At 69.6% G+C, this 11,976-nt stretch carries 13 protein-coding genes; 6 read left to right on the forward strand and 7 right to left on the reverse strand.

All coding sequences use genetic code 11. The features are described from left to right. Positions 1-204: 204 nt before the first annotated feature. From EUA98_RS15795 to EUA98_RS15820, 6 genes are all read right to left on the reverse strand, one after another. Complete coding sequence (locus EUA98_RS15795; protein ID WP_130103654.1) at positions 205-546, reverse strand: hypothetical protein; 342 nt, start codon at positions 544-546, stop codon at positions 205-207. Continuing rightward, positions 543-1,004 carry a flagellar export chaperone FliS gene (gene fliS, locus EUA98_RS15800; RefSeq protein WP_130103655.1) on the reverse strand — a complete coding sequence of 154 codons (462 nt, stop codon included), beginning with the start codon at positions 1,002-1,004 and terminating at the stop codon, positions 543-545. Before fliS ends, EUA98_RS15795 begins: the two co-directional genes overlap by 4 nt. A 34-nt stretch (positions 1,005-1,038) precedes the next feature. Beyond that, positions 1,039-2,436, reverse strand: a complete 1,398-nt coding sequence (gene fliD / locus EUA98_RS15805; RefSeq protein ID WP_130103656.1) for a flagellar filament capping protein FliD — start codon at positions 2,434-2,436, stop codon at positions 1,039-1,041. 210 nt (positions 2,437-2,646) lie between these two features. After that, positions 2,647-3,837, reverse strand: a complete 1,191-nt coding sequence (locus EUA98_RS15810) for a flagellin N-terminal helical domain-containing protein (RefSeq protein ID WP_130103657.1) — start codon at positions 3,835-3,837, stop codon at positions 2,647-2,649. A 252-nt stretch (positions 3,838-4,089) separates the two neighbouring features. Beyond that, positions 4,090-5,001 (reverse strand): hypothetical protein, encoded by a 912-nt coding sequence (locus EUA98_RS15815; protein ID WP_130103658.1) that lies wholly within the window; start codon positions 4,999-5,001, stop codon positions 4,090-4,092. A gap of 148 nt (positions 5,002-5,149) precedes the next feature. Further along, positions 5,150-6,169, reverse strand: a complete 1,020-nt coding sequence (locus EUA98_RS15820; RefSeq protein WP_130103659.1) for a sigma-70 family RNA polymerase sigma factor — start codon at positions 6,167-6,169, stop codon at positions 5,150-5,152. 214 nt (positions 6,170-6,383) lie between these two features. On the opposite strand from EUA98_RS15820, the gene flgN reads away from it, so the two are divergent. The 6 genes from flgN to EUA98_RS15850 are packed head-to-tail and all read left to right on the forward strand — an operon-like array spanning position 6,384 to position 11,115. Beyond that, entirely contained in the window at positions 6,384-6,866 is a 483-nt protein-coding gene (gene flgN, locus EUA98_RS15825) for a flagellar export chaperone FlgN (protein ID WP_130103660.1), read from the forward strand. Between the two features lie 13 nt (positions 6,867-6,879). Beyond that, on the forward strand, positions 6,880-8,289 hold the full coding sequence (flgK, locus tag EUA98_RS15830; RefSeq protein ID WP_130103661.1) for a flagellar hook-associated protein FlgK: 1,410 nt from the start codon (positions 6,880-6,882) through the stop codon (positions 8,287-8,289). Between the two features lie 2 nt (positions 8,290-8,291). Further along, entirely contained in the window at positions 8,292-9,209 is a 918-nt protein-coding gene (gene flgL / locus EUA98_RS15835) for a flagellar hook-associated protein FlgL (protein WP_130103662.1), read from the forward strand. A gap of 5 nt (positions 9,210-9,214) precedes the next feature. Next, positions 9,215-9,592 carry a flagellar assembly protein FliW gene (locus EUA98_RS15840; RefSeq protein ID WP_130103663.1) on the forward strand — a complete coding sequence of 126 codons (378 nt, stop codon included), beginning with the start codon at positions 9,215-9,217 and terminating at the stop codon, positions 9,590-9,592. A 3-nt stretch (positions 9,593-9,595) separates the two neighbouring features. Continuing rightward, positions 9,596-10,840, forward strand: coding sequence for an EAL and HDOD domain-containing protein (locus EUA98_RS15845; RefSeq protein WP_130103664.1), 1,245 nt, complete (start codon positions 9,596-9,598; stop codon positions 10,838-10,840). 26 nt (positions 10,841-10,866) lie between these two features. Continuing rightward, entirely contained in the window at positions 10,867-11,115 is a 249-nt protein-coding gene (locus EUA98_RS15850; RefSeq protein ID WP_130103665.1) for a DUF2530 domain-containing protein, read from the forward strand. A 7-nt stretch (positions 11,116-11,122) separates the two neighbouring features. Here the strand turns inward: EUA98_RS15850 and EUA98_RS15855 are convergent, their stop codons facing one another. Further along, positions 11,123-11,758 (reverse strand): hypothetical protein, encoded by a 636-nt coding sequence (locus EUA98_RS15855; RefSeq protein WP_130103666.1) that lies wholly within the window; start codon positions 11,756-11,758, stop codon positions 11,123-11,125. Positions 11,759-11,976: the final 218 nt, after the last annotated feature.

Consider the following 11,976-nt stretch of genomic DNA (forward strand, 5'->3'; position numbering starts at 1 on the left):
GGCCTTCGGGGCGAGCAATCCATGCTCAGGGGCCTCATCGGCCGCGCGCCTACCGGCATAAGAGGTCCGCCGGAGGGAGTTTCATCCCTCCCCCGGATGCACCAACGCCGAGAGGGTTGCTATTCCACCCATTCCCTCAAATGGGTGAAAAAGTAACCCTCTCGGCGGGGTTTCTCGGTTTCTCGGGCTGCTCAGCGAGCGAGGTCAGCCCGCGGTGTCGAGGTAGACCGGTGCCGCCTCGGGGGTGGCGCGGACCTGGTCGAGCACCTGCAGGTGCCGGCGACTGTGCTCGGCGGCCTCGGCAAGGGCGCGTGCGGCGTGCAGCTGGCGGTTCACGAGGGCCTGGGCCCGGTCCCGCAGCGGTGCGGGGAGCTGACCGAGGTTCGTGGGGGGCTGCCAGGTGGTGGCGGCCGGAGAGTGACCGGCGCGCAGCGCGGCCTCGATCTCCTCGACCCCGAGCTCGAGCTCAGCGAGGGCGTCCGACCAGGCGGCGTTCCACGTCGGGGCGGAGACTGCGGCAACCTTGCGCGCCATCACGATGGTCATCCCACGCCGAGCTCACCGCCCACCGCGGACTCGCCGAAGGCGAGCGCCCGGGTGCGCTGGGTGGGGATGTTGGTCTGCGCCTCGGCCGCGACCGCAGCCGCCGCCTCGTGCCAGGCGTCGCGCAGCGGCACGACGAGCGTGCTGCAGGCGGCGATCCGATCGGCGTCGCCCACGATCGAGGCGCCGACCAGCTCCTTGAGGAGGTACATGTACAGGTCCATGAGGCTCTGGCCGCCGGACCACTCGTCGATGTCGAGCGTCGAGGCGAGCCCCGAGATGATGTCCTGCGCGTGGTCGAGCTGCTTGTTTGCCTCGCCGCGGTCGCCGGCCCGCTGGGCGGCTGCGGCCCGATCGAGGTCGAGCACCAGGCGGTCGTAGAGCATCGTGAGGATCTGCTGGGGGCCCGCGGTCGTGATCGCGTTCTCCCGGAACCGGATACGGGTCAGGGCGAGATTCATGACGTCCTCTCGGAGGTGATGCTGGTGTTCCGGGTCACGAGTTGTTGCTGCCGGTCAGCGAGGTCAGCTGGCTGGTGAGCCAGTCGGACTGGGAGTTCAGCTTGCCGAGGGCGACCTCGAGGCCCGCGTAGCTCTTCTCCAGGGCCGCACGCCGCAGCTCGAGCCGGTTGTCCCAGCCCAGGACCTGGTCACCCAGACCCTTGACGTAGCTCTGCTGACTGGTGATCTTCAGCGAGAGTGCGCCCACGATCGGGTCGGACTGGTCGTCCGCGAGCTCTGCGACCCGAGCGGCCATCCCGCTGATGACGGACTGGACCTTCGCGGGGTCGGCGGCCAGGGCCGCGGAGAAGATCGTCGCGTCGAACGTGAAGGTGCCGTCCTTGCCGAGGACGATGCCCATCGACGACGGCGAGATCCCGTCCACCGGCGCCGAGGCCGCCGTGAGGAGGGACTGCTTGAGGGTGCGCACCGAGTTGTCGGCGGTGAAGATCCCGCCCGTGACGAGGGTGCGTCCGGTGCTGTCCGTCGTGGTGGAGGACTTCGTCCGCGAGGTGATCTCCGCGAGCACCGTGGAGAGGTTGGTGACGAGCCCAGAAGCGAGGGCCGTCAACGCGGCGTTGTCACGCTTGACGGTGAGGGTGACGGGATCCGCCTCGACCTTGGAGATCGTGAAGTCGACCCCCGTCAGGACGCCCGCGAAGGTGTTGGTGGCCGACGTGACGATCTGCTCGACGCCCGTGCCCTTCCACAGGGTGATCTGCGCGTCTGCCGCGTTGGTGATGGCGAAGGCGGGGGCCCGGCCCATCAGCGGCGTCGCCGCGGCCACGTCGGCAGCGGCGACCGAGCCGCTGTAGAGGTCGAAGGCCCCCGCGACGCCGGTCGACTTGCTCGAGAGCTGCAGGCGGGACTCGGTGGCGGAGATCTTGACCAGCGTCGCAGTGACGCCGGCATCGGCGTCGTTGATCGCGGTCGCGAGGCTCGCGAGGTCGGTGACCCCGGTCATCGAGATCTCCGCGACGGTCGGGCTCGCGGGCGATCCGGTCGCAAGCGTGAGCGTCGCAGGGGTAACGCCACCGAAGAAGCCGGTCAGGTCCGTCACGGCCGCACTGACCGAGGTCTGGCGCGTCGCGATCGCGTCGACCTGGAAGGTCAGCGATCCCGCCGAAGCGGTGGCGGAGGCCGACGACGTGACCGACGTGGCCGAGCTGGCCGAGGTCACCGCACCCCAGGAGGTGGCAGACGAGGCCTTCGTGGCTGAGTCGCCGAGCGAGGAGACCTTCGTGTTGAGGGATTGCAGGGCGGTGACGAACGTGCCGGTCGTGCTGACCTTCGTCTTCAGCGCCGTCTGCGGGAGCGCCTCCAGCGTCATCAACTGGGTGATCATCGAGGTGGTATCAATGCCGCTGATCAGTCCATCGATCGCTGCGCTCATCGGGTACCTCCATCTCCTGGTGTCGTGATGCGGTCGCGCCGAGCTCGTGTCTGCCTGACGAGTGAAATGCCGATCGGTGGGGCGCGGACGCTTAGGTCCACGCCCCACCGATCGGTCATACCGGGTCGTGCTGTAGTGCTTTGGTGCTACCAGATCGGCTGAACTCTGAGCTCGTCCGCGTTGCAGGTAGCGCCGGTAGTGAAGGCAGGCTTACTGCAGGAGCTGCAGCACGCCCTGGGGGATCGACTTCGCCTGCGCGAGCATCGCCGTGCCGGCCTGCGAGAGGATCTGCGAGCGGGTGAAGCTGATCATCTCGGACGCCATGTCGGTGTCGCGGATGCGGCTCTCGGAGGCGGTCAGGTTCTCGACCGCGACGTTGAGGTTGTTGATCGTGTGCTCGAACCGGTTCTGCACGGCACCCAGGTTTGAGCGCGTGCTGGAGACGGTCGTGATGGCCTTGTCGATGATGCCGATGGCCTCAGAGGCACCCGACGCCTGCGTGAACGTGACCGAAGCCGCGGCCACGGCAGAAGCGGTCGCTCCGGCTGCGGGGGTCTTGCCGGTGACCACGAGAGTGCTACCCGTGACCGTCGCGCTGGCGATGTCCGACCCGAACGCAGCGGTGACCGCGTTCTGCAGAACGGTGGTGCGGTCAGCGACGTCGGTGGTGCCGTTCGGCGCCGCGTACTTGATCGTCGACAGGTCGAGGCTCTTGGACCCGACCGTGATCGTGCCGTTGAGGTCGTCGAAGCCCGCAGCCGTCGCGAGGTCCGAACCACCCGTCGAAGCCGTCGTGACGGTACCGGCGGTACCGGCGACCGCGTTGACGACAGCGGCAGTCGTGGCGCCAACGGCGGTGCCGGTGACGTTGATGGCCGTGGTCCCGAGACCCGCAGCGGACATGCCCGTACCGGAGAGGTTGACGGTGATCGTCTCGCCGGCGTTCGCGCCCACCTGGAAGGTGCCGCTGCTGTACGTGCCGTCGAGCAGACGCGACCCGTTGAACTTGGTCGTGTCGGCGATGCGGGTCAGCTCCGAGTTGAGCTGGTTCACCTCGGTCTGGATGTTGGTCTTGGCGTCGGCGTTCAGCGAACCGGAGTTCGACGCCTGGACCGACAGGTCACGCATGCGCTGGAGGATCGAGTGGGTCTCGTTCAGCGCGCCTTCAGCGGTCTGGACGAGCGAGATGCCGTCCTGGGCGTTACGGACGCCCATCTTGATGCCGCCGATCTGCGAGCGCATGCCCTCGGAGATCGCCAGGCCGGCAGCGTCATCGGCCGCGCGGTTGATGCGGAAACCACTGGAGAGCTTCTCGAGCGACTTGCTCAGGTCGTTCTGCGTGGTGTTGAGGTTGCGGTACGCGTTGAGCGCCGCGACGTTCGTGTTGATCGAGAGAGCCATGAGAATCCTCCTGTTTGTGAACCGCTACCGCCCGTCCATGGGCTGGCAGTGTGCTTATCGGTCCCCCGTGCTGGCCGTTAAGGATTCCCGCCAAGAAATCTCTACCGGGAAGGGCATCCCCCCGATCGGCCTAGTGGCGACCGGCGGATCACCGAGGCAACAAGCCGTGAAGACCCGATTCAATAAGGAAGCCCCACCCCTCCGTGACAGGGGGCAGGGCCTCTTCGCGCAGGTGCGATTCGTGCAGCTGGGTCAGTACAGCAGCTGAGCAACGCTCGGGGAGATCGACGCGGCCTGGGCGAGCATCGCCGCTCCGGCCTGCGCCACGATGTCCGCGGCCGTGACCCTGACCTGTCCGGCCGCCGTGCTGTGGTCCCGGATCGGGGACAAGCGCGCGGAGGTCCCCGCGACCGCGAGGTCGGCCCCAGACTCGGACCCGTCCTGGACGGCGTTCGGATCGAGGCGGGCGGCGGCGTCCTGGACGGCATTCGGGTCAACGGGCGTGGTGGCGCCCTGGACGGCGTTCAGGTCCAGGTCGGTCGAGGTCGCCGCGGTCGCCGAGGTCGGCGCGGCGATCAGAGCCTTCGGGTCGACGTCGACGGCCTCGCCGGCGACAGCCGCGCTTGCGACAGCCGAGCCGAAGACGGCCGCGATCGCGGCCCGGAGCTTGCCGGCACGGGCGGCGGGGCCGTCCGTCGGCAGGTACTCGACGGTGGTCAGGTCGAGGGTCTTGCGCCCGACCGTGATGATGCCCTTCGGTTCGATCACCGCAGGCGCCCGTTCGGGCTCTGGCTGAGCCAGGACACCCGAGGCACCGGCCGACACCACAGCCGAGCCACCGGCACCGGTCCCCCGCCCGGCGGTCGCGACGGAGATCGATCCGGTCTTCCCCGCCCCCGCGCCGATCGGAACGGGACCCGAGGCGCCGTCGGGCACCTGGTGGCTGGTGAACGAGATCGTGTCCGTGATGGGCATCGCCGCGCGATCGATCGGCCCACCCCCGCTCTGGCGGGTCCCGGTCGCGTCCGGGTGCGGGGCACGAGACACCGGGACGGGTGTGCGGCTCACGGACGTCGAAGCCTGGGTGGCCGGGTCCGGCTGCGCGGGAGCGACGTTCCGGTACGCGGTGCGTGCCGCGGCGTTGGTCGTGATCGTCAGGGCCACGATGTCTTCCTCCGTGAGTGGGGCTGATACTGCTGAGCTCGCACGATCAGCCCACGCCCCCGGGACTGGCCGTGCCCGAACGACGATGCCCCGCTCCTACCGGTGACGGAAGGAGCAGGGCATGGCCGAAACGCGCGATCCGAGCGTGTCAGGCGGTGGCGTACCCCGCGCCTTCGTGCATGAACGCGTCGACCTCCTGAGAGTCCGGGCGCTGGCTGGGCAGCCGACCCGGTCCGGGCGTCGCGAGCTGCGAAGCGCGGGCCAGGAACGAGGCCTGCTGCGCGACGAGCTCGAAGTACGCCTTCCGGCGACGCTCGGCGACGCCGTCGGGCCGGTCGGCGGCGGGCACGAGCGCCGGCTCGAGGCTGGCGTTCATGCCGTCCTTCATCAGGGCGAGCGCCTCGGTGCGCAGCTGGCTGATGCGGGACTGCGTGACGCCCAGCTCGTCCGCGAGGTCGATGACGGGCCGATCCTCGAAGAAGAGCTGCTCGACGACGTACTTGAGCCGCTCAGGCAGGGACGTCACCGCTGCGCGCAGGTGCTGCAGCTTCTCGTTGACGAGGAGGGTCTCCTCGGGGCCCATGCTGGGCTCGGAGACGGTGTCGGCGATCGCGCTGTCGAATGCCTCGATGCTGAGGATGCGGCGGTCGGCGTCGCCCCGGGCGGCGTCGATCTCGGCCACGGTGGTGCCGAGCGTCGCCGCGAGCTCCTCGCGGGACGGCGTACGCCCGAACTGCGAGGTGAGCTCGTCGCGGGTGGTGCTGACGCGGCGTGCACGCTGGCGGGCTCCGCGGGAGACCCAGTCCATCGAGCGGAGCTCGTCGAGCAGCGCACCGCGGATGCGGAGCGCCGCGTACCGGGCGAAGGGAACCCCGGTCGTGACGTCGAACGCCTGGGCGGCCCGCACCAGGGCGAGCGACCCGGCGGAGGCCAGGTCGTCGCGCGACACATAGGAGGGGACACGGCCGAGCAGCTCGGAGACGTGATATCCCACAAGAGGGAGGTTCGCCGTCACGAGGGCGTCGATGCTTGCGTCGGGGTTGGGCACAAAGAGGTTCTCGTCCCCGGGGCACCCGGTCTTGAGGATCTGGGCGAAGCAAGTTCTCACAACCCCGACCGACCAGTCGATCGCCTCCGCGCTCCCCGCTCCGACCTGCGGCTTTACCATAGATACTCCCTTAAAGTGTGACCTACGTCACTTCTGGTTCGTCGGTGTGGCGAACTTCGGGCTGGCACTATTCGCCTGGGTACGTCCGGGCGAGTCCGGAGCGTCCGTCGGAGTCCCACACTCGTTGGGTTCGAACCGTCACAATGGCCGGTGACCGTCCGATGAGACCCGTGAACTCGACTGACGAACACCGACCACATGAAGGAGATCTCGGATGGGTGTGGCAGAGCTGTCCGCCGTGCTGTGGCGGGAGCGCCAGCTGCTCGAGCTGTTGCTCTTCAAGCTCGAGGAAGAGCAGCTCGTGCTCTCCTCGGGACGCAGCCGCTGGCTCGGGCACGCCACGCGGGAGGTCGAGCAGGTGCTCGACCAGATCCGCGAAGCCGAGCTCGGTCGTGCGGTCGAGGCCGACGCCGCCGCCAGCGAGTTCGGGATCACGGCCGGCAGCGGGCTGCGTGACCTCGCAGCTGCCGCGCCCGCGCCGTGGAACGACCTGTTGACCAGTCACCGCGAGGCGTTCGTCTCGCTGACCTCTCAGATCCAGGACGTCGCGCAGGGGAACCGCGAGCTCCTCACGAGCTCGCACCGCGCCGCCCAGGAGACGATCCTCGGCCTCGAGGAGACCGTCCAGACCTACAACCCCCACGGAAACCCGTCGTCTGCGGGCGCCACCGCCCAGCTCATCGATCAGTCCTTCTAAGGGGAGCGAACCCGTGAGCAGCTTCTCCGGTCTCAACACCGCCCTGAGCTCGTTGATCGCCCAGCGCCAGGCGCTGGACGTCGCCGGCCAGAACATCGCCAACGCGAACACGATCGGCTACACCCGCCAGCGCGCCAACCTGGCCTCGGTCGAGGCACTTTCCTCACCGTCCATGTTCTCCGCCGGCCTGACCACCGGCAACGGCACCGGCGTGACCGGCATCGCCCGGCTCGGCGACATCTTCCTCGACGCCCGGGTGCGGGCCGAGACCGGCAGCGCCTCGTTCGCGGCGACGAAGGCGGACGCGTATGCCCGCCTCGAGTCGACCATCGCCGAGCCCGGCGACCTGGGCGTGTCCGACGCTCTGCAGAAGTTCTGGGTCGGCTGGGAGGACCTCGGCAACAACCCCGGGTCCGCGGCGTTCCGCAACGTCCTGCTCGAGAACGCCACGGCCCTGACCCAGCGGATCTCCGCCGGCCACGCGGCGGTGGCGACCCAGTGGGGCCAGACGCGGACCGAGCTCGAAGCCGCCGTCGTCGACGTGAACTCGTCCGCCGAGATGGTCGCCGGGCTGAACCAGTCCATCCGCGGGGTCCTCGTCTCGGGCGGCTCCGCGAACGAGCTCATCGACCAGCGCAACCAGCTGATCACCGGGCTGTCCTCGCTCGTGGGCGCGAGCGCGGTCGAGCGCTCGGACGGCACGGTCGACGTCCTGATCGGCGGCAACGCGATCGTGCGCGGCGACAAGGCCTACTCGATCGAGATCAACGCGAACTCGCTGACGATGGGCGCCGACGTGACCGTCAGCTGGAAGGGCGGCGCGCAGCTCGGCGCCGAGTCCGGGATGGTCGTCGGCATGGTCAACACGCTGGCGACCGCGGCCAAGGGCGGGATCCTCACCGGGGTTGCGGCGGACTACGACACCGTCGCAGACAAGCTGATCTCCATGGTCAACACTCAGCACGGCTCTGCCGTGACCGCCGCGGGAGTCGCCGGGGGTGCCTTCTTCAAGCTCACGCCCGCCACGCCCGGAGCCTCGGCGGCAGCGAACTTCGCGGTCGCGATCACCAACGTCGACGAGATCGCCGTCGGCAAGCCCTTGGGCGGTGCGCTCGACGGATCCATGGGTGATGCGATGGCGCAGCTGGGCAAGGACAGCGGTGGCCCCGACGCACTGTGGACCGCTTTCGTCGCCGACATCGGGGTGACGTCCCGGTCCGCCAAGCAGAGCGCGGTCATCACGGAGGCCACGCGGAGCAATGCCGAGGGCCTGCAGATGTCGAACGCGAGCGTCGATGTCGATGAGGAAGCCGTCAACATGCTCACCTACCAGCGCGCCTACGAAGGCGCGGCCCGGGTGCTCACCGCGATCGACGCGATGCTCGACACCCTCATCAACCGCACCGGCCTCGTAGGGAGATGACCATGATCGGACGCGTCACACAGCAGACCACGCAGCGCTCGACGCTGGCGAACCTGCAGAAGAACCTCGCCGTGATGGCGGACCTCCAGAACAAGCTGTCCGGCAACACCAAGATCGCCAGACCGTCGGACGACCCGGCCGGCACGGCGTCGGCCATCACCCTGCGGGCCGAGCTGCGCGCGAACACGCAGGCCAGCCGCAACATCGACGACGGCAACGGTTGGCTCACCACGGGTGACACCGCACTGAACGCCTCGCTCGACGCGCTGCGGCAGGCCCGCGACCTCACGGTTCAGGGCTCGAACTCGGGCGCGCTGAACCCGCAGGCACGAGAGGCCCTCGCGGTCCAGCTCGAGGGTCTGCGGCAGACGCTGCTCAGCCAGGCGAACACGACCTACCAGGGCCGGCAGATCTTCGCCGGGACCTCGAACGCCGCCGGCGCGGTGACGGTCGTCCCGGCCGACCCGGCCGTCGTCGGCAGCGTCGCGACCTACACGATGAACGGCACCGCCGACACGGTGAACCGTCGCGTCGACGCCAACACCCTCATCCGGGTGGACGTCGACGGCGCGAAGGCCTTCGGGGCCGGGGCCGCTTCGGTCTTCGCGACGCTCGACCGGATCGCTCTCACGTTGCGCTCGGGCGGTGAGGTCACGTCCGAGCTCGACACCCTGGACGCTCACCGCGACGCGATGCTCACCGAGCTCGGCGGGGTCGGCGCCCGCCAGTCACAGGTGCTCGGGGCCGAGACCCGCGCGCTCGCCACCAAGACCGAGCTCACGACCCAGCTCAGCAGCCTCGAGGACGTCGACCTGGCCGCCAGTGTCGTCGAGCTCCAGATGCAGGAGGTGGCCTACAAGGCCGCCCTGGGAGCAACGGCCCGCGTGCTCCAGCCCTCGCTGCTCGACTTCCTAAGGTGAGCACCATGACCACTCTCGTCCATCCCGTCACACCGCTCCCGGGCCTGCCCGAGCACCTCGAGTACGAGCTCGACGGTCTCGACGACGACGGCACGCTCTTCGCGCTGCGCAGCGCGAGCAACCCCGCCGTGCGCCTGTTCGTCGTCCGACCCGAGGTGTTCTTCGCCGACTACACCCCCACGGTCGGCGCCTCCACCCGCGAGGCGCTCGGCCTGGCCGACGGCGATGACCCGCTGCTGCTCGTCGTCGTCCACCCGGGATATGACCAGGTCCCGACGACGGCGAACCTGCTGGCCCCCGTCGTGATCAACCTCGCCACCGGCGCGGCCTGCCAGGTCGTCCTCGACGACAGCGGTTGGCCGATGCAGGCTCCGCTCGGCTGACCTATGACCCTCCCGATCAGCCCCTGGACCGACCCCAGCCCGACGCGCGCGGTGATGGCCGCCGGAGCCTCGACCGAGGTCACGGTGCACCGCCAGCCGGTCGTGCGACAGGACCGGAACGTGCACGGGTACGCCGTGAACGTCGTCGTCCGCGCACCGCTGTCGCAGGCCCACTTCGGCGAACGCCTCGACGCCCTCGCCCAGGCGGAGTACGACAAGCTCGACCTGACGGCCCTCACCGGCGGGACCGTCGTCTTCGTCGGCGCCACGACCGGCCTGCTCACGGGGCGGTGGCCGGTGCCGAAGTCGGCAGGCGGGGTCGTCCTCGAGGTCCCGCGGCAGTTTGCCGACCGGGCAGACGCCGCCGTTCACCTCGGTCGGCTGCGCGCCGCCGGGGTTCCGTTGGCACTGGCGGACTACGTGGCCGGCGGCCGGCAAGACCTCCTCCTGCCCCTGGTGACGTTCACCAAGGTGGATCTCGGACGAGGCGCCGAGATCGCCGCACCGGCCATCGGCTACGCGCATCGCGCCGGGGTCCCGGTGATCGCCGAGCGGGTCGACAGCGAGGCCGCCGTCTCCTTCGGTGAGAGCCACGGCGTGGACCTGTACCAGGGCCCGCTGTTCCAGCGCGACACCCTGCCGACCGCCCGCGATTTCACCGCTGGCGAGATGCAGTGCCTCGAGCTCATGCGCGCGCTGCACGGCCGCGAGGTCGACGCCGCGAAGGTCATCCGCATCGTCGGCTCGGATCCCGAGCTCATGATCCGCGTGCTGCACCTCGTCAACTCGAGCATCTTCGGGGGCGCGCACCGGATCGACTCGATCGGGCAGGCCGTCACCCTCCTCGGACCGCGTCACCTCGGGGCACTGGCCGCGTCGTCGCTCGTCGGTGCACGGGGCCACTCGATCGCCGGGCTCTGGTTCGTCCTGACGCGCGCGGTCGCCTGCCGAACCCTGGCCGACGACGACGCCGCGTACACGGTCGGCCTCCTCTCGGCCGTCGCCTCGCAGCTGCGCATCGCGCCCGCGGTGCTGGTCGCGCGTTCCGGGGTGTCCGACGACGTCGGCCAGGCCCTGCTCTCGCTGTCCGGGCCGTACGGACCGACCCTCGCCGCCGTGCTCGCGCACGAGGAGAACGATCACGCCGGCGTCGAGGCCTCCGGGCTCTCCCCGTTCGACGTCGCCCGCGCCTATCTGGCCGCGGTCGCCGATGCGCTCGGAACTGCCACCTCACTGTCCGGGTCGTGACCGGTGAGGCGCCGTAGGCTGTGACGGTGCCATCCGTCTTCGCGCTGATCATGAACCCCGACCAGCGCCGCCCCGACCCCGCGCCCCTCCCCATCGACCTGGTGAAGCTGATCCTCGTCGGGCTCGCCGCGTGGGTCGTCGCCCTGGCCGTGACCTGGATCCAGTACCGCGCCGGGTCCGGGCTGCTGCAGTCCGTGTGGACCTGCGTGGCCGGGGTCACCGGCGGACTGCTCGCGCTGATCTGGGCGAAGGTGACCCGACCGCAGCTGGGGTAGCGGAGGCTCAGGCCACCGGACCGGCCGCACGCCCCCCGTAGGAGCGGACCAGATCCTGGACGACCGCGCGAGCGTTGCCGTCGCGGACGTCCCCCGGCACGGGCGGCAGGTAGTCGTCCCAGACCGCCATCATCGTCCCGCGCAGCTGTGGCATCCGGCTCGGCCGGGCGTAGAAGAAGATGTGCGCGTGCTCTCCCCCGTCACCCCACTTGCTGACATGGACCCGGGCGACGCTCGGCAGGGCTTCGATCGCTAATCCGAGAGCGACCATGATCTGCCCCATCTCGGCGGCGAGAGGCATCGGCAGCGTGGTGAAGTCGTGGTGGGCCAGCGGCGACAGGATGAGGATCAGCGGTGCCCCGCTGGACTCTGCGACCGCGATGCGCCAGTGATCGTCGCGCCAGACCTCGCCTACGGCCGCGGACCGTTGGTCGCCGCGGTCGCACCCGTCACAGGACGTCCCGCCCTCTCCGTGCCGGGGAAGCTCCGCTTGGGCGAGTGGTTCGAGGGGTCTGAGCCGCAGCCCCTCTGACTCGAACGGGAACACCTCCCAGGCCTGGAGCTCGGCGTTGGGTGCCAGGCGGCCTTCGGCATCTGCCGCGGACGCGACTCGCGCGTAGTAGACCTCGATCGACTCGGGCATGCGGTCAACCTATCGGTGCGCGTCCGGGCCACCGGGTCGCCGCCCTGGACCTCCCCCGCCCAACCCTGCGCGAAGACTCCGCTTCCACAAGCCCCTCAACCTTCTTGTCCGGATCATCCCCGTCTGGTAGTATTCATACAGGTGTACTGTGTCGCTTAGCGTGGATATGGCACGCTCAAGATTGTCCGCTCAGGACCACAAAGACGGAGTTGCGGCAG

Source organism: Pengzhenrongella frigida (assembly GCF_004168625.1).
In the GTDB taxonomy this organism is placed as follows: domain Bacteria; phylum Actinomycetota; class Actinomycetes; order Actinomycetales; family Cellulomonadaceae; genus Pengzhenrongella; species Pengzhenrongella frigida.

Coding starts and splice junctions, on each gene's coding strand:
- EUA98_RS15795 (WP_130103654.1), bottom strand. CDS start 546: ATGACCATCGTGATGGCGCGCAAGGTTGCCGCAGTCTCCGCCCCGACG.
- fliS (WP_130103655.1), bottom strand. CDS start 1,004: ATGAATCTCGCCCTGACCCGTATCCGGTTCCGGGAGAACGCGATCACG.
- fliD (WP_130103656.1), bottom strand. CDS start 2,436: ATGAGCGCAGCGATCGATGGACTGATCAGCGGCATTGATACCACCTCG.
- EUA98_RS15810 (WP_130103657.1), bottom strand. CDS start 3,837: ATGGCTCTCTCGATCAACACGAACGTCGCGGCGCTCAACGCGTACCGC.
- EUA98_RS15820 (WP_130103659.1), bottom strand. CDS start 6,169: ATGGTAAAGCCGCAGGTCGGAGCGGGGAGCGCGGAGGCGATCGACTGG.
- flgN (WP_130103660.1), top strand. CDS start 6,384: ATGGGTGTGGCAGAGCTGTCCGCCGTGCTGTGGCGGGAGCGCCAGCTG.
- flgL (WP_130103662.1), top strand. CDS start 8,292: ATGATCGGACGCGTCACACAGCAGACCACGCAGCGCTCGACGCTGGCG.
- EUA98_RS15840 (WP_130103663.1), top strand. CDS start 9,215: ATGACCACTCTCGTCCATCCCGTCACACCGCTCCCGGGCCTGCCCGAG.
- EUA98_RS15845 (WP_130103664.1), top strand. CDS start 9,596: ATGACCCTCCCGATCAGCCCCTGGACCGACCCCAGCCCGACGCGCGCG.
- EUA98_RS15855 (WP_130103666.1), bottom strand. CDS start 11,758: ATGCCCGAGTCGATCGAGGTCTACTACGCGCGAGTCGCGTCCGCGGCA.